Source organism: Lyngbya sp. CCAP 1446/10 (assembly GCF_026130175.1).
Taxonomy (GTDB): Bacteria; Cyanobacteriota; Cyanobacteriia; order Cyanobacteriales; family Microcoleaceae; genus Microcoleus.
The window spans coordinates 1-24151 of the sequence record NZ_JAIGNI010000053.1 but is presented as its reverse complement, the minus strand read 5'-3'; the positions used below and the strand labels follow the sequence as shown (position 1 = coordinate 24151).

Sequence of the window (24151 nt, the reverse complement as noted above, 5' to 3'; positions counted from 1 at the left end):
ACGCCAGTTTTTCCGGGAGCGTCAGATCAAGGTTCTTTGGCGAAAGAATCCTCATCTACAATCAAAAATTGAGATGGGGTGCATTCAACCGCTAGTTAGGTATCGTGAAATCCCTATGAGTAGCACTTCAGAAAAGTCATCTACATCTACATCTTTACTATCAGCTCAGAGCCTAGTGATTGTGGGCATTGTCTGGGCTGTCATGGCGCTGCTGTTCTTTTTGCTGTTCAGCGTCCCCCTTTCAAAAGAAGATGGTTTACCGCCTTGGTACTCGATCGGCACTTATGTTTTTGAATGCGGGGCATACCTCGGAGCGTCTTTAGTCTGTTTCAGAAACTGGAAATGCCCCCAGATGGCTAGCGGGCGCAACGTCTGGCTGGGCATTGGTTTGGGGATGCTCTTCTATTTTATCGCCGGCGTGCTGTTCGGGATTTGGGAACTCTATTTCGAGTTAGATCCAGACGTGTCCCCAGCAGATGCGTTTTATCTGGGCAGCTATGTGGTGCTGATCGGAGGCATGGTTGTAGCTGTGACTTCCAAGCGTCTGAATCTAGAAGTTTGGCAGTGGGGTTTGTTAGCCGGAATAGCAGCCTTTGGGATTGCTATAGCTATCTGGGTTGCTGCACCGGACTCTTGGAGGACACAGCTAGGAATGGCTCCGGCTGCTCCTCAGGAATTAGTGACAGGATCTGCACCAGCAACTCCTGCCAAAGGAAAAGCGCCTGCTTTGGACAATTCGGCCCAGTCAAAGGCAAAAGGAGCGGCCGCGACTGCTGATGAACCTGCATCGGAAGAAGAATCAGCAGAAGTACCTAAAGCTCCCGCATGGGTGATGGCACTTGACAAACAACTGTCACCTTACGCCTATGCGATCAATTTGTTTTACATCGTCGGGGACGTTTTGCTGCTGATTATTGCTACTGCACTGCTGCTGGCGTTTTGGGGAGGACGTTTTTCCCAATCTTGGAGAATGATTGCGGCTGCAACTTTTTCGCTTTACATCGCAGATATGTACTTTAAATGGCGAGATACTCAGGCTGAGGGTAGTTATCAAAGCGGCAGTTTGCTGGAAGTCTTTTTTGTTTTCAGTGGCATCCTGTTCGGAATTGGAGCTGTCTTGGAACATGACATCTCAACCCGTTCTCGTCAGAGCAGGCGGACTCGTCGCTCCGCGTAGCAATGGGAGATTGGGGTTGCTTCGGCAAGAGATGGAAACGCGAAAGCTGTTTTGCCCTTGCCGGCATCTGTCAACTTTAAATCGAAAATGAAAAATCACAGTTCGCCGATCGCACTTCCTGCGTTTTTTCACATTTTTTTGCTGGAAAATTTGGCATGACGCCCACAAAACTATCCGATTCAGACAAACGCGAACTCCTGCGGCTGTACCGACAGTCGGACGAGAATACTATCACTCTGGCAAAGCGCTACGGAGTGAGTAGTTCGACTGTGAGGCGCATCCTTCAGGGGGCTTTGTCGGAGTCAGAATACGAATTTTTGGTACAGCAAAAACAAAAGCGTTCGTCCGATCGCACCAGCAGCGTTTCTGAACCAACAGAGGCGACTGCTGAATCGTCGGCTGCCAGCTCCATCGCCCCTGTAGATACTCCCCTGTCTGAGTCACTCCTCATCGCGCAATCAGCCCCCAATTCGAGGCCGACGATCCGAAAGCGTTATATATCAGCCGCCCAACCTGTCCCAGAAATCGAAATTTCAGGAACTTTAGAGTCGGATTTGGACGTTTCTGATGTGCCAGATGCCCAAGAAAATATTGCCTCGCGCAGCCACCGTGCTGTTGTGACTGGAGAACTACAGGCAATGCTTGATGGTGAAGATTTTAGCGATTTCGATGAGGATGAGGATGAGGATGAGGATGAGGATGAGGATGAGGATGATTTAGATGACGACTTCGACGAAGATTTAGAGGATGAAGATTCTCTGTTTGAAGGGAGTGTGCTGGGTTCGATGTCGGGGGAGTCGATGGAGCTGCGGGCGGAGGGGCCGATTCAAGTTTTGCCTTTAAGCCAAGCGTCTCTGCCCAAAATTTGCTATTTAGTAGTCGATCGGGCGGCAGAATTAATTACTAGACCTTTGAAAGCATTTGGGGAACTCGGTCAAATTCCGGCGGCGGAAATTCGCGAGAAAACCCTACCAGTTTTTGACAATCACCGAGTGGCCCGCCGATTTGCTACTCGCAATCAAAGAGTTTTCAAAATTCCAGATGGCAGGCTGCTGCAAAAAGCCGCACCTTACTTGCTAGCCAAAGGAATTACTCGGCTGCTGATTGACGGTCAGGTTTATTCCATCTAAGGTTTGAAAAATTAACTTAATATTCTACGGTGTCCGAGTCTTCGGGATTTGCTTGAAATTTCGGACGCGAGTCTTGGGAATCTGAAAAATTCCACAGCGGTTGTAGCAGTGCACCGCCGAGCAGTCCCGCACTAATGCTGATTGCCAATACTAATCCTACTGGAATTTGTATGGATTTAAACAAGATAAAGCTTAAGGCGACTGGGGCGGCGTTCTGCACTGAGATTATGGCGATCGCGCTAACTAAAATTGCTACTAAAAAACTAATTGTGAGCAGAGGAATTATTTTCATAAAAGGCTTGAAAAGCTAAAAATTTAACTAATAAACTCGTTTTATAATTTGAATATGTGTCCACAAAATTAACTACCCATTATTTAATAATATACAACAAGATTCGGGAATAAGTCAAGTAAGTGCGGGGGAAGTTATAGCCTTTCTCAAAAAGATCAGGTACGCTTCCGGGATATGGCATAGGGCATAGGGCATGAGGCTCTCCTCACTTTTTTTAGAACCGCTATATGGTGTGGGGTGGGCCGGACAACCCGCCGGGAACAGGCAAGATGCCTGTTCCACAATCACATGAATTTTGTGTATTTATTACTTGTGGCGTGGGCTTTGAGCATCGCCCGAAACAGGCAAGATGCCTGTTCCACAAATTAAAATTATGGGATTAGAAAATAAATCAACGGCATCCCAGAGAATCGCGAGTAGAAATCCCAGTTTGAGAATTAATCCCGCTGGCTTTAGTGCACAATTCTTTAACTTGTGCGCCGTCCATAATTGCATCAGTAAAATCAGCGCCTGTGATATTAACTCCGTCAAAAGTAGAACGCAGCAAAATTGTTTCGACTAAAATTGCATCGCTTAAATCAGCCTTAGTAAATTTAATTTGATCTATCATGGCATTAGTTAAATTTGCTCCGTGCAAATTCGCCTCAGTCATCACCGAAGCGCTCATAATTGCTCCCCGCAAATCGGCATTAGAAAAATTAGTTAAGTCCATATTAGCGTTAGAAAACTCGGCGGCGCGCAGCATTTGACCGGAAAAATCGCGTCTTGTCAGTTCCGCGTTGCTAAAGGACAGCGGCGGTGGGTAATATTTAGATTGAGCTTGGGCTGCGCGCGGCAGGATGAAGATAGTTAGCGCTAAGAGGAATGCTGCTAGTTGCCGGAGTTTCATATGTCTGATATTCTCGTAAGGTGGGTATTTTGTAGTGTATCCCGAACTTTGGTCGATCGCCTAAACAGTTACAATCTCAATTAATAGTGATGGAGATGAAAAACAAGATATGCTAAGTTTTTTCTTAACTTGGATAGTAGCCGCAATTTCGCTGGTGATTACCGCTAACATTGTACCAGGTATTGTGGTGGTTAGCTTTCCGGCGGCGATGGTGGCTGCTGTGGTTATCGGATTGGTGAATGCGGTTGTCAGACCAATTATTACATTGCTGACCCTGCCTTTGACTGTTATTACTTTAGGTTTGTTTTTGTTTGTTGTGAACGCAATTTCCCTGTCCCTGGCTTCGTGGTTGGCGGGTGCGTTCAGTATCGGCTTTGCGGTTAACGGTTTTTGGCCTGCTTTGTTCGGTTCGATTGTGTTGTCGTTCGTTTCTGGGCTGATTGGTCGTTTTGTGAATACGGGTACTTTGGATTAGTAAGATATTATCCTAGATAGTCGATCGGGCAAACTGCAACTGCTACTGTAACAGAGCCTAGTTTTTTGTCCGAGCGAAATATTTTTTTCGGAACTAAGAGGGGATGCGAACCGCAGATAAACGCAGATAAACGCAGATGATTGATGGATATCTGCGTTTCTTGGTGTTGATGGGCGGTTGAAATTTGGGCGATCGCGCAAAGTGCAGCCGCTTCTGCTACGCTGGGCGTGCCGACTGCTTTTGCTACCAGATTTGAAGGATTCGGGACTTCTACGGAACTCAAAATGTCAGCAGCAAAGGTTTTTAATGGCCAATTTCGCGATCGACAAAGTTCCAGCAAGCCAAGTTCACCTGCTTTAGTGTCTATTGAAGCAATTCCTGCGATCGCACCTTCAGCTAAATGATAACTGCGACAAACATTTTGAATCGCAGCTTCGATTAATTCTCGCGAAGTTCCAGCCTTGCAACCTATCCCTACCCACAACACTCTCGGATGCCATTGAACCTTTGGCAAAGCAGATTCCGGCGCAAATCTTCTCTGGGTAAAACTAATCCAAATTCGCCCTTTGATAGGTGACAAATTTTCGCTTTCCCAACACAAAGAATATTTTTCAGGTAAACTGTTTTGCCACAAAGTAGAACCAACTTCTTGAATTACTTCTACAGTTTCCCCTCTCTTCATAGCTGCCGCCACTCCCATCCAGTCCCCTGTCCCCCGATTCCAACCGCTGGGAATATCTAGCATATCTAAAGTAAATTTATCGCTCATGATTCAGTTATGTATTCGGTAGTTTCACCGAGGCCGCAATCTTTAATTGTTTTTTAAGATCATTAATTAAAAAAGTTTGTATAATACTTTTAGCACAAACTGCAAACAAAAAACATTTAATATGGTAGAACTGAACCAGTTACTATTAGAGTTTGAAAGCAACCTCACATGGGAAGCAGTGACGAAAGAATGGAAAGAACGTCGCGACAGTTGGATGAGTGAAGTGCAAGCAGCAGTAGAACCCTCACAGCTAGCAGAATATCTAATTGAATTGGAATCAGACATCCAGCGGGAAGCAGTGCAAAATTACTGGAAACTTTGCCGGGAAAGTTGGGTAGAAGACTGTCATGTAGCATCGACTCTGGAAGAAGTATCAAGTTTATTGCTGGAACTAGAAAGCAATACAACTTGGGAAGTATTGTCCGATGAATGGCAGGAAATTCGGGAGAATTGGGTACAGCAAGTGTACGAGTTTAACGACGAGTAATAATTCAATCAATTAAAATCTATTTGCAGGGTTAATGATGTCCCTCCTGTGCGGTTGATTGTCTCGCTTCCCTCAATTACTTTAAATCCCGATCGCTGGTAGAGATTCAGGGCCGAATTTGAGCTTCTAACACTCAGCGATACCGATCGATAAGATGCTTTGGCTGCTGACAACAGACGATCCAACAACTGCGTTCCTATACCCTGATTTGTATATTCTGGAAGAACCGCGATCGCCAATTCCGGGATATCGTCTACCCAGCCAAATCCCTTGTCATCCCCTGTAAATAAACGCAGCCAGGCCGCTCCTACGGGCTGGCTGCTGTTTAATTCAATTCCTACGAATCCCGTATCGTCTGCACGTCCCCAATCCTTGACATATCTCGCAATTAAAGGATGATTCACAACAGCTTGCACCGTTGATTCACCTTCTTCTGCCATGTGCGCCGCGACGTACAGCATTTGCCACAAAAAAGGTTCGTCTTCCTGCATTAGCGGCCGAATAGAATAGTCCAAGATTTTGTCCATAAGTAGAAGGAAGTTCGGCAACGGATTCTGTAACGGATGTAACGGATGTATGGAAGAATAAAGAAGGAAAAAAGACGCGAACTACTAATGACTAATGACTAATGACCAATGACTAATGACTAATGACCAATGACTAATGACTAATCCTTAACTAAAACCCCATTCAGAAAAATATCCGCTAATCCTTCGGCTATTTCCTGCATTTCTTGCGGAGAAGCATTCGGTTCCCCAATCGTATTTTGACTAAAACCGGCTACTGCAAACATTCCCAAAAATACCTGAGCGACAATCTTCGGATTCATCTTGCGATAAACTCCTTTTTCCATCGCCGTCTCAAAAAAAGCCTCAGCCACAACGCTCATTTTTCCGATGACTTCCAACTGAATGCGATCGCGCAAATCCGGGTGAAACTGCGCCTCCAAAAAACACACCCGCATCATATCGCTATTCTCGCGGATATTTAGCATCCGTCGGCGCATCACCTGAGCCACTGCTTTGTAATTGCCCATCTCGCTCAATTCGGTTAGCAAATCTGTCAATATTTCCACCCATCCTTCCGTCGCTACCTGAATCAAAATCGCTTTTTTATTATCAAAATGCCGAAATAGCGTACCCTCCGCCACCCCTGCTGCCGCTGCTAAATCGCGAGTTGTCGTACCGTCGTATCCGCTGCGGGCAAACAACCGCACAGCCGCTTGTAAAATCCGCTTTTTGGTTTCTGTTTCTGAAGGAGGAGACTGATTAAAAATTCGCATGGCTTTGCAATCGGTAATTGGCGACTTAAGTAGAAGGAAGAAGGAAGAAGGCAGAAGGAAGAAGGCAGAAGGAAGAAGGAAAAAGGAAGAAGGAAAAAGGAAGAAGACATACATAGCCAGCTTTTTAGCGAGCCGTATTTTACGTTTACTTAGGTGGATTCACTTGGAACTGCGGGTTTGGGACGGGCGGGTGAAATAATGTTACGCTTTAAGTTGTGCGCGACTTTAATCCCAAACTCAAAACTCCTTGCCGGGCCCAGACCCTTTTTGAGATTTGCTGTATCAGCCTAACATCTGCGGCGCAACAGATCGCTTATGCCTCCAAAAATCTTTATCCTTAGAAAAGAGTCTCTGGCATTGAGCGCAAACATTTTTTTGTTTGACAATCCAAAATCTAAAATCTAAAATCTAAAATCGAATGACCCCGCAGTTCCAAAAACCACGCGCGACGAAGCTATCCCCTAGGGAATCGCCCCGCAAAACTCGATTTATCGCCTCCCTGCTGGCTGCTGTACTGCTGTGGTGGGGACTTTCCCCCCAAATCGCCCTCGCCCGCGAGAACCCCGCTAACGGCTCCCAAACAGTGTCTGTGCAACCGTCGCTCGATCGCGTAATCAAGCAAGTCACGGAATTTAAGCTCGACAATGGCATGACATTCGTCGTGCTCGAAAGGCCCAGATCTCCGGTAGCATCGTTTCTAATTTACGCTGACGTGGGAGGGGCAAACGAACCCGACGGCCAAACCGGAGTCGCCCACTATCTCGAACATTTAGCCTTTAAAGGTACGCCAAAAATCGGCACTACCGACTACAAAGCCGAAAAGCCGCTGCTAGAAAAACAAGACCAACTCTTCGAGCAAATGCAAGCAGCGAAGGCGATCGGCAAAACTGAAGAAATCGCCAAATTCAAAGCAGAATTTGACAAGGTTGAAGCCGAAGCTGGGCAATTTGTCAAGCGCAATGAACTCGGCAAAATAGTCGAACAAGCAGGCGGAGTCGGATTAAATGCCGCCACTTCTATCGACTCGACTATGTATTTTTATAGTCTCCCAGCTAACAAATTAGAATTGTGGATGTCGCTGGAATCGGAGCGATTTCTAGAACCAGTTTTTCGGGAATTTTATAAGGAAAAACAGGTAATTCTAGAAGAACGGAGGCTGCGAACTGAAAATTCGGCGATCGGGCAAATGGTCGAAGTTTTTGCTAACAAAGCTTTTTCTGTTCATCCTTATCGTCGCCCGGTAATTGGCTACACTGAAGACATTAAAAACCTCACCCGCAGCCAGGTGCAGAATTTTTTCGATAGTCACTACATCCCCAGTAAACTGACTGTGGCTGTGGTAGGAGACGTGAAAGTTGCGGAGGTGAAGCGTCTCGCTCAAATTTATTTCGGGCGCTACAAGGCGAAACCAGCGCCTCCTGAATTGCAAATTGTGGAGCCTCCCCAAACGCAAACTAAGGAAGTGACGCTGAAGTTAAAAACTCAACCTTGGTATTTGGAAGGATACCACAGACCAGCGATGAATCATCCCGACAATGCGGTTTATGAAATCATTGGTTCTTTGCTCAGCAGTGGCCGCACTTCTCGGCTTTATAAGTCTTTGGTAGAACAACAGCAATTGGCGTTAGCTGCTCAAGGTTTCAGTGGTTATCCGGGGGATAAATACCCGAATTTGATGTTGTTTTATGCTCAAACTGCTCCGGGTAAGACTGTTGATGAGGTGGCGGTGGCTTTGAGCAAGGAAATCGATCGCCTAAAAACGGAGCCGGTGTCTGATGCAGAGTTGGAGCGGGTGAAAACTCAGGCGAGAGCTGGTTTATTGCGATCGCTCAATTCTAATATGGGTATGGCATTTTCGTTGCTGGATTATCAAGTTAAAACTGGTTCGTGGAAAAATTTGTTTAAGGAGTTGGATGCGATCGCGGCTGTTTCTCCTGCTGACATTCAACGTGTCTCTCAGGCTACTTTCCGCCCGGAAAACCGCACGATTGGTAAGCTTTTGTCGCTCTAAGAAGAAGGAAGAGGGAAGAAGGAAGAAGGAAGAAGGAAGAGGGCATTGGTGTCAATTTAAGCTGAAACCTAGTGCCGATATTCTGTCTAGCGATTAGGTCTAGATCCCCCCTAGCCCCCCTTAAGAAGGGGGGGACAGGAGTATTCTCAAAGTCCCCCTTGCTTTCGGGGGATTTAGGGGGATCGGGCCTCGGATAAAAGCTAGATTTACTGGTTCCTAGGCTCTGCCTGGGAACGCAGATCCAGAGGCTCTGCCTCGAATTGTCAACATAGGAAACATTGGAAAAAGAATGAAAAGGACTAAATTGAGACTGAAGAAAGTAAAGTTATTTTTGCTCTCGCTTTGCTTTTTTACTGTTTCACTTGGCACGTTTAATTTGTTGCCTTCCTTAGCGGCTGGGCCCAAACACTATGACGAATTAAAATTCCCGGCGCTGGCTGAAATTAAACTGCCTAAATACACTCGCTTTGAGCTGAAAAATGGCATCCGCGTGTATCTGATGGAAGATAGAGAATTGCCGTTAGTTGGGGGGACAGCATTATTTCGCACGGGCGATCGTTTTGAACCTGCTGATAAAATTGGATTGGGAGGTTTGACGGGAGAAGTGATGCGAACTGGTGGCACAAGTCGGCATACGGCTGATGAATTAAATCAGTTGTTAGAACAGCGTGCTGCTTCGGTAGAAACAGGAATTGAGGCTACTTCTGGTAACACTAATTTTAGTGCTTTAACTGAAGATTTGGAACCTGTTTTTGACTTGTTTGCAGAAGTGATTCAGGAGCCAGTTTTTGCTAAAGAAAAGTTCGATTTAGCGAGGAATCAAGAGCAAGGTGGTATCGCCCGCCGCAATGATGATCCTAATGATATTACGAGCCGCGAGTTTCAAAAGTTGATTTATGGCGATCGCAGTCCCTACGCGCGCACGGTAGAATACAAGACTATCGCCAATATTTCCCGCGACGATTTGGTGGGTTTCTACCAGAAGTATTTCCACCCCAAGAATATGATTTTGGGTATTTCTGGTGATTTTGATACTGCTAAAATGCGATCGCTCGTGGAGCAAAAATTCGGCAATTGGCAACCGACTCAGAGTGCAGAAGTGCCTGCACTACCAACGGTATCTCCCGCAAATCAAGGCGGCATATTTTTGGTGGATCAGCCCCAGTTGAGTCAAAGTTACGTGCAGATGGGGCATTTGGGCGGAATGCTCAGCAGTCCAGATTACGCTGCTTTGGACGTGATGAACGGGGTTTTGAATGGTTTTGGCGGGCGTTTGTTCAATAATGTGCGATCGCGCCAAGGCTTAGCGTACACTGTTTATGCGGCTTGGAGTCCGAGATATGACTATCCTGGGACGTTTGTGGCTGGGGGCCAAACGCGATCGGACGCGACAGTACCGTTTATCCAGGCAATTCGCGCTGAGATCGATCGTATCCGCACCGAAGCAATTACCCCAGAAGAATTAGCTTTTGCTAAAGATTCTACCCTCAATTCTTTCATCTTCAAATTTGAAAATCCCAGTCAAACTTTGTCGCGACTAATGCGATACGAATACTACGGTTATCCCGAAGATTTCATTTTTCGTTACCGCCGCAGCATCGAAGCAGCCACAATTGCTGACGTGCAGCGCGTAGCCAAGACTTACTTGAAACCGGAGAATCTGGTGACATTAGTAGTGGGAAATACTGCGGCAATTCAACCGCCGTTATCGAGTTTAGGAACTTCGGTGAAAGTGCAATCTGTTGACATCACAATTCCCTCAGCGACTTGACGATGATTCGTGTGACGCACCAGACTATTGTGTGGTGCGTCACTGTGAGATTGTGGATATAATTTTGGGATTTATGATTGCGAACCCTAGGGCTACTGAATAATATAATGAATATCAACACGCAAGAGCAATTCGAGTTAATTCTAGGTTCTAGTATAGAGAATCAAGAATTTGTCAGATTAACTTTAGGAAAATATAGAGGAGGAGAAGACGGTTTAACTAAAATCATTGTGAGAATCGTACAATTTAAATCAAGCATAAAACTTTCTTTTACCTATAGCTATAAAACTAAGGAAATAGTCAAAAATCACCCAATCGAAGAGGGGATAAATTTGATAAAAACCCTGATTGGGAGTGAATTTATGAGTATTAGATTATTCTCGGTCAAGCAAGATGTTCAACTTGAATATGGCAAAGATCAGAATCCTAAACTTAAATGTATTAAGCCTACTTTTACCAATCCTGTTGATACGACTCCGCAGGAACATGATCACAAGAAAAAACGCTATATTGAATCCGAAAATAATGTATATCTCACAGCATTAGGCATTACCAATAGTCAAGGTAATGTCGTAAAAACGATGGAAGATAAGTTTAGACAGATAAATAAGTTTGTGGAAATTATACATGGCTTACTTGAATCATCAGCATTGGCAGCGAAGAGTCATATCTCTGTAGTTGACATGGGTTCAGGCAAGGGATACTTGACCTTCGCAATATATGATTTTTTGAACAATATTTTAGATAAAGAAGCATCAGTTGTCGGTATAGAAAGCAGAATACATTTAGTAGATTTTTGTAACTCTGTTGCCCAATCAGTTGACTTTAAAGATTTACATTTTAAACAAGGAAATATCAGTAACTATAGCGCAGAAAAATCAGACATAACCATCGCGCTTCATGCGTGCGATACTGCAACAGATGATGCGATTTATAAAGGGATACAGTCTGATTCTTCTTTGATTATCTTAGCACCATGCTGCCACAAGCAAGTTAGGAAACAAATTCATCCGAATCTGGTTTTGAAGGATCTGCTGAAGTCTGGCATTTTGCTAGAGAGGCAATCGGAAATAGTAACTGATGGATTAAGAGCACTTCTACTGGAATTGTCTGGCTACAAGACCAAGGTTTTTGAGTTTATAGCTGCTGAACATACGAGTAAGAATATAATGATTGTCGGAATCAAAAGCAATCAGAGTATCAACAAGGAGCAGATTATTGGACAAATCAAAGACATCAAAAAACTTTATGGCATCAATTTTCACTATTTAGAAACTTTACTATTTCCTGAACTCTTGCTTTCCTCCGATCTAGCTAAGGAATTAAATTGAATAACATCAACGATGTTATAGTAAACGACTGAGTGAATATGAATTTGTTGATGTTTCATTGATGTCAAATGTTATACCGATTTGTTTTTTGTGTGTCGCCCATCATTTGTTGATTTGAATCATTTATTAAGCTGTCGCCCATTTAAATTACATATTCGGTACGGCGTCGGAGCAACGTACCACAAGAGTTTGATTGATTTTTCACACACAATTTAAATTTAGAACAGCTTACTAGCTTAACTGTAAGGATTTAGATAAAAAATATTTCATTAAACTCAGCTATCAGTCAATACGGTTCACTTAACACTATTTATGCCCCGGAGATCCCCCTAAATCCCCCGAAAGCAACGGGGACTTTGAGAGCTTTCTTGTCCCACCCCCTACTCCCCTTTTTAATGGGTGTGCCAAGGAGATCTGTCTTAAGTGAACCGTATTGAGCTATCAGTTCGATAATCGGAAATTCTGGGAAGATTCGGCTATTTAAACAATTATAGCGGTTATCAAAAAAGTGAGGAGAGCCTCATGCCCTATGCCCTATGCCCTATGCCCTATGCCCTATGCCGTTCGCGTACCTCATTTTTTTGAGAAAAGCTATACCATATCCTAGGGATGAATCTGGCTCAAAATCACCCGCAATCTGTCATAATCATCCTTCAACAAAACACTTAAATTCCTCCCGGCTTCTACCAACCAAGCTCGATCGCGCATCCGCAACTGATAAATCTCTCGAATCGTCGCCGCCGCCAGTGCATCCACAGGCGCATTAGTCACCCCCAGCAGCGTCCTCAAAAAATCCAACTGCACCGTAAAATCAATCACCTCATCCGATTCGCAGCGATAAACAGCCTGGTGAATTTGCGGCGGGCGTGGCGGCAAATACTGATAAATTGTACCCCTCGATTGGCCGTGGCCGTTGAACCTTTCCGGTGGCTTCTCAAACCCCACAATCGCCACTCGAAACTCGGTTTTGAGCATCGCAAAAATCTGCGGTTGTTCTTCCCGCAACTCTTCTAAGGACAAACCCAAGGCGCGGGCTCTGTGCACCGAGTCGATCGGGCTAGTGGTAGCATGATAAACCACGCCATAGATTTGATTTTTTGACTCTTCATCTTCCGCCTTCACCCAACTCCCAAAAGGCGGCATCGCCGGAAAACTCAAGTCTTCCGGTTCCAAACATTGAGCCAAAAACTCCGAAGTTGCTGTCTCGATGACTTCAGCAATGCGATCGGGATGGCGCTCTTTTGTGCCAAATTGGGGTAAAGGTAAACGCATAGTTTAGTCAGTTGACAGTTGACAGTTGACAGTTGACAGTTATTATTTTTGAATCTCTCCCAATAATCAGTAACCAATAATTACTGACTACTGATTACTGACTATTGACTACTGACTAATTACTATTTCGCGCGGCCAGCCGTAGCATCCACGAGATCCAACTGCGAAAGGCGGAACGTGATCAGCTTGTCCCAATTGCCACCTTCAAACAGTACCGCGACTTTCCCGTCGGTAACTCGCTGCACAAGTCCTTGAAAGCCGTAGTAAATCTCGCCCTTATCTTTAACTCGAACTGCCGAACCTGGAAAAATCATAATTGTTTCAAAGTTAAGTTTGACTGTTTATAGTTTACCGTTTCTGGTTTCTAGGACGCACTGCGACTCTGAGAAACCGGGTTTTTATCAATTCTAGGGCTGCAACCTGTGTTTTTTCCTAAAAAACCCGGTTTCTCGACACCCGTGCGTCCTGGACTAACTTTGTTAAGCTAGGGCTGCTACAGAAACCTTACCAGCAATCCGACCCGCGATCGCCCGCAACTCCCTCGCCGAAGCAGAACCCGGTTGTCCCACCACAATTGGCACACCCGAATCGCCACCTTCCCGCAGCGGAATTTCCAGCGGAATGCGGCCTAACAGCGGCACTCCCAACTCAGCAGCCGTCCTTTCCCCGCCGCCGGAACCGAAAATATCATATTGCTTGTCAGGCATATCCGGCGGCACAAAATAGCTCATGTTTTCCACAATTCCCAATACCGAGACTCCCAACTGCTGGAACATCTTCAATCCCTTGCGTGAGTCCAACAAAGCCACCGTCTGCGGCGTCGTCACAATCACCACACCGGCCATCGGCACCGCTTGGGCCATTGTCAACTGCGCGTCTCCAGTACCCGGAGGCATATCGACAATCAGATAGTCTAAATCGCCCCAATTCACCTGATAGAGGAATTGCCGGATGATCCCGTTCAACATCGGGCCGCGCCAAATCACAGGTTGGTCTTTCTCAATTAAAAATGCCATCGACACCAATTTGACGCCGTAGTTGAAAGCTGGTTCGAGGCTTTCCCCGCTTTTTCCGTCCCTCACCATCACTTTCGCGTCCCCCAAACCCAACATATTTGGGTCGTTGGGCCCATAAATATCGGCATCGAGTAAACCCACCTTAGCGCCAGTTTGCGCCAGTGCTACAGCTACATTTACCGCCACCGTGCTTTTGCCAACGCCGCCTTTGCCGCTGGAAATGGCGATAATATTTTTGACTCCTTCTATGCCTTGGCGATCGACCATTCCCTTCTGCTGCGGCGTCTCCGCTGTCACCTCCACGGTCACTTTTTCGACTCCTGGCAACTGTTTGACCGCTTTTTGGCAATCTTCGACAATAAATTCTCGCAGCGGGCAAGCAGGCGTTGTCAGCACTAGAGTAAAACTGACGACACCGCCGTCAATTTTAATGTTACGAATCATGTTCAATTCCACCAAACTTTTTTGCAGTTCGGGGTCTTGCACGGGTCGCAGGATTTCTAAGACTGAACTAATATCGAGTGTATTGGGCATTGTGTTCTCCACCATAGCTCTGCAATTGGGTTAGCGAATTTTCGATCGCAGGTTTAAGTATATTTTTGTTGCTATTTTTTAATGTATCTTCATTGCGATCATTTGCAGACCTACGGTGGCATAATTACATGGCGACTGGATTTGGGAATCATCGCCCATCTCAGACTTAAATCTGACAACAGAAATTTTATGACAGTTTCTACAACACTTAAAACAGCCACTTCCCCGTTTTTGCCGCCCGCTGATTCTAGAGCTAGAGTCAGCCAATTTATGAAAAGCCTACAAGACGAAATTTGTCAATCCCTCGAACAGCTCGACGGTGGTGGCAAATTTAAAGAGGACTCTTGGGAACGCTCCGAAGGCGGGGGCGGACGTTCTCGCGTCATGCGCGAAGGCAATGTGTTTGAACAAGGCGGAGTTAATTTTTCCCAAGTTTGGGGCGAAAGTTTGCCGGCTTTGATTCTTGCGAAGCACCCAGAAGCGGCAGGTCACGATTTTTACGCCACTGGGACTTCGATGGTGCTGCACCCCCGCAATCCTTATTTGCCTACGGTTCACCTCAATTACCGCTATTTTGAGGCTGGGCCGATTTGGTGGTTTGGCGGCGGTGTGGATTTGACTCCTTATTACCCGTTGGCTGAGGATGCAGCTCATTTTCACAAAACTCTGAAAGCAGCTTGCGACAAACACCACTCGGACTATTATCCGACTTTTAAACTCTGGTGCGACGAATATTTCTATCTCCCACACCGCCAAGAAACTCGCGGCGTGGGCGGCCTGTTTTTTGACTACCAAAGCGCTCAAGGCGCGCTTTACCGCGACCATAACGTCAAAGGCAAAGCCGCTGAGTACAGCAAGAATGCCGGCAACCCGGAACCCCGAAGCTGGGAGTCGCTGTTCGCCTTCGTACAGGACTGCGGCCGCGCATTTTTGCCGGCTTACACCCCAATTGTTGAAAAGCATCGATCGAAAGCATACGGCGATCGCGAGCGCGATTTCCAACTTTATCGCCGCGGCCGTTACGTTGAATTTAACTTAGTGTACGATCGGGGCACGACCTTTGGCTTACAGACCAACGGACGCACCGAATCGATTCTGATGTCCCTGCCGCCTCTGGTACGCTGGGAATATTGCTTCGAGCCAGAACCCAACTCTCCAGAAGCCGAACTCTACTCGAAGTTCTTAAAACCGCAAGATTGGGCGAATTGGATGCCTCAGCAGTCACCGACCTGAGTTAAACTACTGAGAAAGTAACCACCGCGATAAATAGTAATAATTTTGAGGGAAGGGTCAGTGATTCATATTGATCAAAAAACCCACACGCTTCAAGACGGTACAACAGTTATCGTCTTAGCACCGACAGGACGGTTGGACATCACGACAGCTTGGCAATTCCGCCTCAAGTTGCAAGAGTGTATTTCCAAACTCAGCCGTCATGTCGTCGTGAATCTTGGTCAGGTAAACTTTATCGATAGTTCTGGCCTGACCTCGTTGGTAGCCGGTATGCGCGATGCGGATAAAGTTAAGGGCAGTTTCCGCATTTGCAATGTTCATCCAGAAGCCAAACTGGTGTTTGAAGTCACCATGATGGATTCTGTGTTTGAAATCTTTGACACGGAAGAAGAAGCTCTAGAGGGGGTGCCACGCGCAAGTTAAGAAGACCGGGCGGTTGAAACCGCGTCTAGACAAACAAAACCTGCCTCCGCAGGTTGAAGAAAACCGGGCGATTGAAATCGCGTCTAGACAAACAAAACCTGCCTCCGCAGGTTGAAGACCGGGCGGTGAAAATTACGTCATCGAAAAATTGGGCGGAGCGTAGCGGAGGGTTGAAACCTCCCCCCTTTTAGGGGGACTTTTAGTCTCTAATTAAAAGTCTACCGCAGGGCTTGCGGGAGGCAATAGCCAAAGCCTGTGGAACGAGCATAAGACCGGAAAACCCTTCGGGAGGTGGAGGCAGTTGCAATGAAACAGGAACCCAAATAGCGATGTTTGGGAATCGCCGCACTTTTAGGGCGGTGAGAATGTCAACTTCTTCTTTAGTCCGCGGAGGCGGACTTTGTTTTTGTAGGCGCGGTTTCAACCGTACGTCCGATCTTTGTTTGTTTAGAGGCGGTTTCAACCGCCGTCCGATCTGATCCCAAGCGTATTAGCCAATATTTCAGAAGCAAAATCCTGACGCTTCACAAATCTAAAAGGGCCCATTAAAGCTCCCCAGATAGCCTTGCCTGTCGTGGGGCTTATTCCTTTGTCATAGCTGAGAAATTCCTCCTCTGCGGCTTCAAACCCCAAGTCTACTTGGTAACTTTGCCCGCCGTAGGTAAATCCACAACGAGTTCCCTCCGGCAGAGATGCCCGAAAACGATAGCGATTTGAGCCTAAATTTTGCACCGCAATGGAAAGAGTGCAACCGGGGAGAAGTTCGATTTGCTCGCCCTTGAGTTTTGCCAGTAAGTCGGGGTTGCGACCGGCTCCTTTGACGGTTTCGATATCCTTAAACATATAATACTGAGCTTCTATAAGTCCCGGTGCTGTCTTCACGTGCCTCAGTTGCACGATTCGCGGGCGGTAGGGCTTGTCTAATTCCAGAATGTTGGCTTGTTCGGCAAACAGGGCAATGCTGGGTTCGGAAAATAGAGGCACGGGCAATGGTCTTTGCCAGAAACGCAGGTGAACGTACCAAGCCGGGTCTGCTAGGGCTTGTTCCCGGTTGTCAAATTCACCGGCCATGTACTGGGCTAACGTTCTTAGTTCAGGAGAAATTGTCATTTTTGTGGGATTTTTGAGGATTTGGGCTTGACATTAAAAATTTATTGTGATATGGCTGGCGAGAGATGGGCTGGACAAGTCAAAAGATTAGATTTCTGAGCGATCCCAGCTAAGCTATGATTGTAAAGATACTTGGCTTTTGTCCTCGTAGTGCGACCTATTAATTGTTGCTGCCGATCGCCCGCAAAATCTTTTTCATAAAATTTTGTCTGTCTTCCCGGCTGCTGCACTTTGAAAAAAACTGGCAAATTTTGTCAGCGCGATCGCCAATCGACTCCCCCGACTTTACTCATGCCGCGCTCGCCCATAGGCTGCGGCAAAATTATTTATCTATAAAACTCAGGTGAACAATAACCGTACTGTTTCAGATACTAAGCGAAGTTTCTATACGATTCACACTCGACCAATTAACTCAATTTACCGTCGAGTGGTGGAAGAGTTGATGGTAGAAATGCACTTGCTTTTGGCGAATGTCGATTTTCAATACGACCCGATTTATGCTTTGGGTGTGGTGACAGCTTTCGATCGATTCATGCTCGGTTACGCCCCAGAAGCAGATAGACTTTCGATTTTTAACGCTTTGTGCAAGTCCCTAGAAGACGATCCCGATCGCTACAAGCAAGACGCTCACAGATTGGAAAGCTTGGCCGAGCGACTTTCCGGGTCTGAGTTGCTGTCGTGGCTCGATCGCTCAACCAGCTTTGAGGATACAGGAGATTTGCAAGCGTCTTTAGGGGCGATCGCCAGCAACGCTCAATTTAAGTACAGTCGCTTATTTGCGATCGGCTTGTTTTCGCTGTTAGAAAAAGCTGACCCCGAAATGGTAAAAGACCAAGAAACGCGAAATGGCGCGATCGCCAAAATCAGTGCGGCCTTGCACCTCCCTGAAGACAAAGTTAGCAAAGATTTAGATTTGTACCGGAGCAATTTGGAAAAAATGGCCCAAGCGCGAATCGTGCTTCAAGATGTCATCCAAGCGGAACGGAAAAAACGTGAAAAGCGAGAAATAAAAGTTACTGCCGCCCCCTCAGCAGACTCTTCTGAGAGCAATAATTAATCGTTTGAAGTCATTGGTCATTGGTCATTAGTCAGTGGTCATTAGTCGTCAGTCGTCAGTCGTCAGTCAGAGGGAAGAGAGAAGAAGGAAAAGGGAATTGTTTGTTTTAGGTAACAAACCAAGAAAACTCTTAAAAATTTTTTTCTTTAATTATGACGAAGGCATTCTGATGAATCCCTTCTGCTTTCTGGCTTCTGCGGATCAATGAATGTTTGTGGCTCACAAATTAAAAATCCCGCTTTCTGAATAGAGCGGGATCGACTTAACCAAAATAGAGCTGTTGGAGGTGGTACTACGGCTGGAGTTCAAAGTTAACAGCGTTAGCTTGCAGCCAATTGCTGAGATTAGACAGAACTTCGCTTCCAGAAGACTTGCCCAAAGCTGTGGGGTGGACGGGATCTGGTCTGTCCAAGTTGCGGTCGATCGCTGCATTGACTTCTTTGGAAATCAAATCGTGAAGTTGTTCTTTAGCCCTAGCCCTTTGAAAGTGAGCTCCCTCTTCCGTCGTAGCGTACAGAGGCGGCAGCCTATTTAAAGCATAAGCTGCAATATCTCCTACATCCAAATTCAGCTCGCTCGTCGCTTCAATTTCTGCCACCCTAGCGATCGCATCGCTGAGCACCAACTCTTCCATCACATTGATGAACTGTTTGCGTGGCAAAACCACAACTTCCCCAGTCAACAAAGCTCCCATCAGGCGATCGAGAGCCATGTACTCTTCGATCGACAATTCAGAAGCCGTATTGCAGATCCGTCCCACTTCAGCTTCCATAGCCGGCGTTAAATAGCCGTCTTGCAAAGCCTGTTCAACAATTTTTTCAATACTCATATATGCTTCCCGCTCAACGGCATCATTAATACAGTTTTGTTTTTTAAAGACGCAATTGCTGGCGTCTTCAGATTCGAGTTTCGATGGTGGAGTTGAGAATTTTCATACAAATCCTAACTCAATACCGATCGCCTAGAACACTTATCTGTGTACCCCAGCCACAAACTTACCCCATAATTGACCGTTAAATTCGTCAAAATCGGTAAAAAGTCCTACTCAATTCCCTGAAGCCGCCAAGGTACCGGATCGATCGACTGCCCGTGCACATAAAGTCCCCAGTGCAGGTGAGGGCCTGTCGCAGCCCCCGTTGACCCCAGAGCACCAATTACTTGACCCGCTTTTACGAAATCACCTTCCTTGACATCAATCCGGCTGAGGTGCATCAAAATACTTGCTACCCCTTGACCGTGGTCGATACCAACCACATTACCGTGGATTTTGAACCCTTGGGATTCCCGTCCCACGAGAGAAACCCTACCAGCGGCCGGTGCGACTACAGGGGAACCGTAAGCGCCGCCGTAATCCACGCCACGGTGGTAGTAGTCTTTAGCAAATACTCCATTATAGTATCGCTGCACGCCGTAAATAGTGGTAACTTCGCCAGAGTTAGGGCGCAATAATTTGCCATCCCAAAATTTTTCGGGTGTCACCAGTGCTTTAAAGGCGTCCACGGGATCGAATTCGGCATCTGTACCTTCTTCGTCTTTACCGGGTGGCAGCCAGATGGATTGAGTGGGAAAATCTCGATCGCGCACTTGCACGTTCAACTTCTGCACTTGTCCGTCACCGGAGACTTGCAGAAGGCGGGCACCGGGTTTCTCTACCGGCGTCGTCGGTAGCAGGGCCCGAAAGCGGCCGTTGCCGATCGGAAACGCGGGGTAGTTTTTCTGCTGTAAAGAAACTGTTGGAGTTTCCCCGCCGTTACCGTCAACCTGAATGATTACTGACAGCGTATCTCCCAGTTCGGGATTTTGTGGTGTCACGACTACCTGCAAAGCTTGCACCGGCAGGGCCAAACTCAGAAAGCCGGCCACCATAGGCGCGATCGAACTTATCGTTAGCTTATTTGCTTTCAACTGTCGCCACCGGGAAATAGCACCCACAGATATGTTCGCACTTTGCCCGCAGTTGCCTCGATTCACAGTCATGAGCATAGTTAGGCTTCCTTAACCTTTGTCAAGCTAATGTTACACAAAGCTGGCAAATTTAGCACTTTTTTTGTGATCCGATAGCCTCAGATGTAGGGTGCGTCGGGATCGCCAATATTCGCATCAAATCGACAATCTCACCCCGACGCACCACACAATTAGCCTGCTTGTGTCTTTGGAAGGCTCATTTTTTCAACTATATTTTTCCGCAGATAAACCGTCAGAGGTTTTTCGATCAAAGAGTAGAATATGCAGCCGACAACTACGGCAAACAATGCCACCAGAGCCGGAGCAAAGAAACCGTCGAAATATTTTCCTAAATTCGCCTTTTGCACAATTTTTGTACTTGCTGATATCACTGGGCTGTGGAGCAGAAATATTGAATATGAGGCATCGCCTAGGAAGATGAAAAGAGCAGGAATTCTCGGAGAATCCTTAAGGTCGATCGAACTTGCAGCAACGATCAACAGAGCGGCCAGCACTGCAAAAGTTTGGATCCGATCGAACTCAATGTTGCCCCAAGCTACCAGTATTGCTAATATAAGATATCCTAAATTGGCTATCCCAAATAATAACCATCTGTAATTGGTAATTTTATTGTTATATTTAATCACTATATAAGCAGCCAATCCACCCAAAACAAATTCTAGATTCATATTACCAAATACTAGATTTAGTAAGAAAAAAGTATCGGAAAATTGTATGACTTTAGAAAAATGTAGAAGTGTAATCAATAGCCAAGCCAAAAGTATAGGCACTGACTGTTTAGGCTTGAACCAGATAGCTATGCTGAACAATACGTAAAAATACATTTCGTAAACTAAAGTCCAACCTACATCCAGAATCGGCTTGTCATTTTGAGGAATCAAGAGCAGCGACAGAATTATCTTTCCAAAATTTAAATCTTGAGCATTAGCAAAACCGGGAATAACTAGAAAGAAACACAAAACTATCAGAGTAATTATCCAGTAGATCGGGTAAATTCGCACGCAGCGCTTGACTAAAAATGATTTTAACTGGTCTTTTTTCCCGATCGCCGATCGATGAACATACACCATGATAAAACCGCTCAATACAAAAAAGTAATCAACACCACTCCAGCCAGCCTGAAATAGATTAAAAAAAGTAACTTGATTTAATCTCTCCGTGCTCATCTGGTTGACATGAAACATTACCACCAATAACGCCCCAATCCCTCGATAAACTTGCAAGAGATTGAGCTTTTTGTGAGGAGTAGAACTCTTTGTCATGAAAAAATACCTTGTTCAACAGTGGCAGTTGGGCTTGCTACTCAACTATAATCAACGCCCCCAACATAGTCAACACATTAAACACTATAATATAACTTTACACTTTTTTCATAAAGTTGTGCAAGAAGACTTCCGACTGATCGTTGACTTAGTTATAGTTCTCGCTGCTGCCGCAGCAGGAGGACTCTTTGCATCGCTGTTGCGACAGCCGGTAATTCTCGGATACCTCCTGGGAGGGATCGTAATTGGGCCGGCTGGTTTGGGGCTGATTAAAGAATTAATTCAGGTAGACACCCTCGCTGAATTCGGTGTTGCCTTTCTGTTGTTTGCTTTGGGAGTAGAGTTTTCCTTTGCCGAATTAAATCGAGTTAAAGCAATTAGTCTGGGCGGGGGGGGCTTGCAAATTGTGCTGACGATCGCCTTTACTACTGCAATTTCCTTGGCTGTAGGCTGGGTAGAATCCCCCGCCCAAGGCGTGTTTTTAGGGTCGATTCTGTCGCTTTCCTCGACAGCAGTTGTACTCAAATGCTTGATGGAACGCAATGAAGGCGGTACTTCCCATGGGCAAGTCATGCTGGGAATCTTGGTAGTTCAAGATTTGGCTTTGGGGCTAATGCTGGCAGTTTTGCCGGCCCTCAATCAGCCCGCAGAGGCGATCGGCATGACGGTAGTCTGGGCTCTGGTGCGGATCAGCTTATTTGCTGCTGGTGCAGTAGTGGCGGGCATTTGGATCGTACCGCAATTGCTGCGCTACCTCGCGAGAACGGAAAGCCGGGAACTGTTTTTGCTGGGAGTTGTGGTTTTGGCTTTAGGGATTGCGCTGCTGACAGAATATCTGGGTTTCTCGATCGAGATGGGCGCCTTTGTGGCGGGTTTAATGATTTCGGAGGTGGAATATGCCGACCAAACTCTAACTTACGTTGAGCCTTTGCGAGATATTTTTGCATCCTTATTTTTTGTCACCATCGGAATGTTAATCGACCCGATGTTTCTCTGGAGCCATCTAGAATTAATTCTCGGACTGGTATTTCTAGTATTTGTCGGCAAATTCTTGATAATCACGCCGCTCGTTCGACTATTTGGTTATCCGCTAAAAACAGCATTGATCGTAGGTTTGGGCTTAGCTCAAATCGGAGAATTCTCCTTTGTACTCGCTAGTTCCGGTCAAATGATGGGACTGGTTTCGCGAGAAGTTTATCTATTAATTTTAGGAACGACAGCAGTCACCTTGGTGCTGACTCCGTTTGTATTGAGAAGCGTGCCGCAATTATTGAATTGGGCGGAAAATTTCGGGCCTTTGCAGCGATATTTTGACGAAACATCTCAACCTGTGGAAATCGCGGAAAATTTGCCGGAACAAAATCATGTTGTGATTTGCGGCTACGGGCGAGTTGGCAGAAATTTAGTCAAAATGCTGCAGGGCCGCAACTGTTCAATTGTGGTGATCGATGAGTCAGAAAGGAGAATTCAAGATTGCAGAGTGCTAGGAATTCCCTACATTTACGGGAATGCTGCTAGCTTGCACGTCTTGGAATCTGCCGGGATCGAACGGGCCGCTTCAATGGCGATCGCCCTTCCCGATCCCATGAGCACTCGCTTGTGTCTGAAGCGGGCTTTAGAATTAGTTCCAGATTTGGATATTGTCGTGCAGGCCAACAAAGATAAAGATATCGAACTGCTTTACCAACTGGGGGCGTGGGAAGTTGTGCAGCCGGAGTTTGAGGCTAGTTTAGAACTGTCTGCCCACTTGCTGGCTGGCATGGGCGTCTCAACAATGGCAATTGGACGGGAAGTGCAGCAAATTCGCAGCAGCCGTTATCTGGAATTGCGGCCAGCGCGCGAACCTTTGGCGATTTCGCGGGATTTGAAGGTGGCCGTTCAAGATATGAACAGCGAGTGGTACAACTTGCCGCAGGGTTCTCCTATCGCCAGCATGACTCTGGAAGAAACTAACTTGCGGCAGTTGACAGGGGTCAGCGTAATGGCGATCGTCCGCCAAGATGGCGAGGAAATTGATTATCCCAACGGCAAGACAGCTTTGCAGTCTGGCGATCGAGTTTTGGTAGTGGGAGAACCGGAAGAAATCATCAGCTTTGAGTTGCTGGCGAAGGGCGAAGTTGCAGTGCCGCAGGGCGGTAGTTCTTGCCAGTGGCTGAGGCTGCCAGCCAACAGCCTTTGGGCGGGCAAAAAACTGTCAGAGGTAGATTTGCTGATCCAGTACGGGGTGCAGGTGCGGGCAATCCGCCGGGAGGGGAAATTTACTCGCTGGCCGGACGCAACTACCAGTTTGCAAGAGGGCGATCGTTTGTTGCTGTGTGGGGGCTTCTACGAGCTCGGTTTGATGCAGCGGACGGCCTCACCGCCGGTTCGGCAACCAGCCTTAAAGCTGCCTTTTCTCACCGCCCAAGTCAGCGAAAAGCTGTTTAGCGATTAGTCAGTTGGCAGTTGGCAGTTGGCAGTTGTCAGTTGACAGTTGACAGTTGACAGTTGACAGTTGACAGTTGACAGTTGACATTAGTCAGAAGGAAGAAGGAAGACGGAAGACGGAAGACGGAAGACGGAAGACGGAAGACGGAAGACGGAAGACGGAAGACGGAAGACGGAAGACGGAAGACGGAAGACGGAAGACGGAAGACGGAAGACGGAAGACGGAAGACGGAAGACG

At 46.4% G+C, this 24151-nt stretch carries 24 protein-coding genes; 12 read left to right on the top strand and 12 right to left on the bottom strand.

Annotation, left to right across the window (positions count from 1 at the left end; all coding sequences use genetic code 11):
• Positions 1 to 115 precede the first annotated feature (115 nt).
• The gene (locus tag K4039_RS20245) at positions 116 to 1177 is read left to right on the top strand and encodes a hypothetical protein (protein WP_265237917.1); all 1062 of its coding nucleotides are present in this window, start codon (positions 116 to 118) and stop codon (positions 1175 to 1177) included.
• A gap of 155 nt (positions 1178 to 1332) precedes the next feature.
• A complete protein-coding gene (locus K4039_RS20240; RefSeq protein WP_265237915.1) occupies positions 1333 to 2307 on the top strand; it encodes a hypothetical protein in 975 nt (324 codons plus the stop codon).
• Between the two features lie 16 nt (positions 2308 to 2323).
• Here K4039_RS20240 and K4039_RS20235 read toward each other — a convergent pair whose 3' ends face one another.
• Positions 2324 to 2599, bottom strand: a complete 276-nt coding sequence (locus K4039_RS20235; RefSeq protein WP_265237913.1) for a LapA family protein — start codon at positions 2597 to 2599, stop codon at positions 2324 to 2326.
• A 391-nt stretch (positions 2600 to 2990) separates the two neighbouring features.
• The gene (locus K4039_RS20230) at positions 2991 to 3488 is read right to left on the bottom strand and encodes a pentapeptide repeat-containing protein (RefSeq protein WP_265237911.1); all 498 of its coding nucleotides are present in this window, start codon (positions 3486 to 3488) and stop codon (positions 2991 to 2993) included.
• 109 nt (positions 3489 to 3597) lie between these two features.
• Between K4039_RS20230 and K4039_RS20225 the strand changes: the two genes are divergently transcribed.
• Positions 3598 to 3963, top strand: coding sequence for a phage holin family protein (locus K4039_RS20225; RefSeq protein WP_265237910.1), 366 nt, complete (start codon positions 3598 to 3600; stop codon positions 3961 to 3963).
• A 7-nt stretch (positions 3964 to 3970) separates the two neighbouring features.
• Here the strand turns inward: K4039_RS20225 and K4039_RS20220 are convergent, their stop codons facing one another.
• Positions 3971 to 4732 carry a cobalamin biosynthesis protein gene (locus K4039_RS20220; RefSeq protein ID WP_265237909.1) on the bottom strand — a complete coding sequence of 254 codons (762 nt, stop codon included), beginning with the start codon at positions 4730 to 4732 and terminating at the stop codon, positions 3971 to 3973.
• 121 nt (positions 4733 to 4853) lie between these two features.
• On the opposite strand from K4039_RS20220, the gene K4039_RS20215 reads away from it, so the two are divergent.
• Complete coding sequence (locus K4039_RS20215) at positions 4854 to 5219, top strand: hypothetical protein (protein ID WP_265237908.1); 366 nt, start codon at positions 4854 to 4856, stop codon at positions 5217 to 5219.
• An 8-nt stretch (positions 5220 to 5227) separates the two neighbouring features.
• Here K4039_RS20215 and K4039_RS20210 read toward each other — a convergent pair whose 3' ends face one another.
• Together K4039_RS20210 and K4039_RS20205 are read right to left on the bottom strand one after the other, a co-directional pair.
• Positions 5228 to 5746, bottom strand: coding sequence for a GNAT family N-acetyltransferase (locus K4039_RS20210; RefSeq protein ID WP_265237907.1), 519 nt, complete (start codon positions 5744 to 5746; stop codon positions 5228 to 5230).
• A 140-nt stretch (positions 5747 to 5886) separates the two neighbouring features.
• The gene (locus K4039_RS20205) at positions 5887 to 6501 is read right to left on the bottom strand and encodes a TetR/AcrR family transcriptional regulator (RefSeq protein ID WP_265237905.1); all 615 of its coding nucleotides are present in this window, start codon (positions 6499 to 6501) and stop codon (positions 5887 to 5889) included.
• Between K4039_RS20205 and K4039_RS20200 the strand changes: the two genes are divergently transcribed.
• From K4039_RS20200 to K4039_RS20185, 4 genes are all read left to right on the top strand, one after another.
• Entirely contained in the window at positions 6500 to 6700 is a 201-nt protein-coding gene (locus tag K4039_RS20200) for a hypothetical protein (RefSeq protein WP_265237904.1), read from the top strand. The two genes, K4039_RS20205 and K4039_RS20200, sit on opposite strands and share 2 nt — an antisense overlap.
• Before the next feature lie 219 nt (positions 6701 to 6919).
• Positions 6920 to 8512 carry a pitrilysin family protein gene (locus K4039_RS20195; RefSeq protein WP_265237902.1) on the top strand — a complete coding sequence of 531 codons (1593 nt, stop codon included), beginning with the start codon at positions 6920 to 6922 and terminating at the stop codon, positions 8510 to 8512.
• 289 nt (positions 8513 to 8801) lie between these two features.
• On the top strand, positions 8802 to 10283 hold the full coding sequence (locus K4039_RS20190; protein WP_265237900.1) for a pitrilysin family protein: 1482 nt from the start codon (positions 8802 to 8804) through the stop codon (positions 10281 to 10283).
• Positions 10284 to 10390: 107 nt separating this feature from the next.
• Entirely contained in the window at positions 10391 to 11614 is a 1224-nt protein-coding gene (locus tag K4039_RS20185) for an SAM-dependent methyltransferase (RefSeq protein WP_265237898.1), read from the top strand.
• A 603-nt stretch (positions 11615 to 12217) separates the two neighbouring features.
• Here the strand turns inward: K4039_RS20185 and K4039_RS20180 are convergent.
• The 3 genes from K4039_RS20180 to K4039_RS20170 form a co-directional block, all read right to left on the bottom strand.
• Positions 12218 to 12886 (bottom strand): HAS-barrel domain-containing protein, encoded by a 669-nt coding sequence (locus K4039_RS20180; RefSeq protein WP_265237897.1) that lies wholly within the window; start codon positions 12884 to 12886, stop codon positions 12218 to 12220.
• Positions 12887 to 13008: 122 nt separating this feature from the next.
• Positions 13009 to 13200: an NAD(P)H dehydrogenase subunit NdhS gene (locus tag K4039_RS20175; protein ID WP_106149246.1), complete on the bottom strand. Its 192-nt coding sequence runs from the start codon at positions 13198 to 13200 to the stop codon at positions 13009 to 13011.
• A 165-nt stretch (positions 13201 to 13365) separates the two neighbouring features.
• Positions 13366 to 14436 (bottom strand): Mrp/NBP35 family ATP-binding protein, encoded by a 1071-nt coding sequence (locus K4039_RS20170; RefSeq protein ID WP_265237896.1) that lies wholly within the window; start codon positions 14434 to 14436, stop codon positions 13366 to 13368.
• A gap of 189 nt (positions 14437 to 14625) precedes the next feature.
• Here K4039_RS20170 and hemF point away from each other — a divergent pair, with 189 nt between their 5' ends.
• On the top strand, positions 14626 to 15669 hold the full coding sequence (gene hemF / locus K4039_RS20165; RefSeq protein ID WP_265237894.1) for an oxygen-dependent coproporphyrinogen oxidase: 1044 nt from the start codon (positions 14626 to 14628) through the stop codon (positions 15667 to 15669).
• Between the two features lie 60 nt (positions 15670 to 15729).
• Positions 15730 to 16092 carry an STAS domain-containing protein gene (locus K4039_RS20160; RefSeq protein WP_265237893.1) on the top strand — a complete coding sequence of 121 codons (363 nt, stop codon included), beginning with the start codon at positions 15730 to 15732 and terminating at the stop codon, positions 16090 to 16092.
• Between the two features lie 459 nt (positions 16093 to 16551).
• On the opposite strand, the gene K4039_RS20155 is transcribed toward K4039_RS20160, so the two are convergent.
• Positions 16552 to 17202, bottom strand: a complete 651-nt coding sequence (locus K4039_RS20155) for a chromophore lyase CpcT/CpeT (protein ID WP_265237892.1) — start codon at positions 17200 to 17202, stop codon at positions 16552 to 16554.
• Positions 17203 to 17545: 343 nt separating this feature from the next.
• Between K4039_RS20155 and psb29 the strand changes: the two genes are divergently transcribed.
• Positions 17546 to 18259, top strand: a complete 714-nt coding sequence (gene psb29, locus K4039_RS20150; protein WP_265237891.1) for a photosystem II biogenesis protein Psp29 — start codon at positions 17546 to 17548, stop codon at positions 18257 to 18259.
• A gap of 292 nt (positions 18260 to 18551) precedes the next feature.
• Here the strand turns inward: psb29 and K4039_RS20145 are convergent, their stop codons facing one another.
• From K4039_RS20145 to K4039_RS20135, 3 genes are all read right to left on the bottom strand, one after another.
• Positions 18552 to 19088, bottom strand: coding sequence for a late competence development ComFB family protein (locus tag K4039_RS20145; RefSeq protein ID WP_265237890.1), 537 nt, complete (start codon positions 19086 to 19088; stop codon positions 18552 to 18554).
• Positions 19089 to 19300: 212 nt separating this feature from the next.
• Positions 19301 to 20242 carry a M23 family metallopeptidase gene (locus K4039_RS20140; protein WP_375339819.1) on the bottom strand — a complete coding sequence of 314 codons (942 nt, stop codon included), beginning with the start codon at positions 20240 to 20242 and terminating at the stop codon, positions 19301 to 19303.
• Between the two features lie 152 nt (positions 20243 to 20394).
• Positions 20395 to 21486, bottom strand: coding sequence for an acyltransferase (locus tag K4039_RS20135; protein ID WP_265237889.1), 1092 nt, complete (start codon positions 21484 to 21486; stop codon positions 20395 to 20397).
• A gap of 118 nt (positions 21487 to 21604) precedes the next feature.
• On the opposite strand from K4039_RS20135, the gene K4039_RS20130 reads away from it, so the two are divergent.
• Entirely contained in the window at positions 21605 to 23920 is a 2316-nt protein-coding gene (locus K4039_RS20130; protein ID WP_265237931.1) for a cation:proton antiporter, read from the top strand.
• The last annotated feature ends 231 nt before the right edge of the window (positions 23921 to 24151 follow it).

Excerpts from the sequence above, each read along its gene's own strand:
- K4039_RS20135 (WP_265237889.1), bottom strand. The coding sequence starts at position 21,486 with ATGACAAAGAGTTCTACTCCTCACAAAAAGCTCAATCTCTTGCAAGTT.
- K4039_RS20210 (WP_265237907.1), bottom strand. The coding sequence starts at position 5,746 with ATGGACAAAATCTTGGACTATTCTATTCGGCCGCTAATGCAGGAAGAC.
- K4039_RS20215 (WP_265237908.1), top strand. The coding sequence starts at position 4,854 with ATGGTAGAACTGAACCAGTTACTATTAGAGTTTGAAAGCAACCTCACA.
- K4039_RS20195 (WP_265237902.1), top strand. The coding sequence starts at position 6,920 with ATGACCCCGCAGTTCCAAAAACCACGCGCGACGAAGCTATCCCCTAGG.
- K4039_RS20200 (WP_265237904.1), top strand. The coding sequence starts at position 6,500 with ATGGCTTTGCAATCGGTAATTGGCGACTTAAGTAGAAGGAAGAAGGAA.
- hemF (WP_265237894.1), top strand. The coding sequence starts at position 14,626 with ATGACAGTTTCTACAACACTTAAAACAGCCACTTCCCCGTTTTTGCCG.
- K4039_RS20155 (WP_265237892.1), bottom strand. The coding sequence starts at position 17,202 with ATGACAATTTCTCCTGAACTAAGAACGTTAGCCCAGTACATGGCCGGT.
- K4039_RS20190 (WP_265237900.1), top strand. The coding sequence starts at position 8,802 with ATGAAAAGGACTAAATTGAGACTGAAGAAAGTAAAGTTATTTTTGCTC.
- K4039_RS20245 (WP_265237917.1), top strand. The coding sequence starts at position 116 with ATGAGTAGCACTTCAGAAAAGTCATCTACATCTACATCTTTACTATCA.
- K4039_RS20240 (WP_265237915.1), top strand. The coding sequence starts at position 1,333 with ATGACGCCCACAAAACTATCCGATTCAGACAAACGCGAACTCCTGCGG.
- K4039_RS20185 (WP_265237898.1), top strand. The coding sequence starts at position 10,391 with ATGAATATCAACACGCAAGAGCAATTCGAGTTAATTCTAGGTTCTAGT.
- K4039_RS20230 (WP_265237911.1), bottom strand. The coding sequence starts at position 3,488 with ATGAAACTCCGGCAACTAGCAGCATTCCTCTTAGCGCTAACTATCTTC.
- K4039_RS20170 (WP_265237896.1), bottom strand. The coding sequence starts at position 14,436 with ATGCCCAATACACTCGATATTAGTTCAGTCTTAGAAATCCTGCGACCC.
- K4039_RS20205 (WP_265237905.1), bottom strand. The coding sequence starts at position 6,501 with ATGCGAATTTTTAATCAGTCTCCTCCTTCAGAAACAGAAACCAAAAAG.
- K4039_RS20140 (WP_375339819.1), bottom strand. The coding sequence starts at position 20,242 with ATGCTCATGACTGTGAATCGAGGCAACTGCGGGCAAAGTGCGAACATA.
- K4039_RS20235 (WP_265237913.1), bottom strand. The coding sequence starts at position 2,599 with ATGAAAATAATTCCTCTGCTCACAATTAGTTTTTTAGTAGCAATTTTA.
- K4039_RS20175 (WP_106149246.1), bottom strand. The coding sequence starts at position 13,200 with ATGATTTTTCCAGGTTCGGCAGTTCGAGTTAAAGATAAGGGCGAGATT.
- K4039_RS20180 (WP_265237897.1), bottom strand. The coding sequence starts at position 12,886 with ATGCGTTTACCTTTACCCCAATTTGGCACAAAAGAGCGCCATCCCGAT.
- K4039_RS20225 (WP_265237910.1), top strand. The coding sequence starts at position 3,598 with ATGCTAAGTTTTTTCTTAACTTGGATAGTAGCCGCAATTTCGCTGGTG.
- K4039_RS20145 (WP_265237890.1), bottom strand. The coding sequence starts at position 19,088 with ATGAGTATTGAAAAAATTGTTGAACAGGCTTTGCAAGACGGCTATTTA.
- K4039_RS20220 (WP_265237909.1), bottom strand. The coding sequence starts at position 4,732 with ATGAGCGATAAATTTACTTTAGATATGCTAGATATTCCCAGCGGTTGG.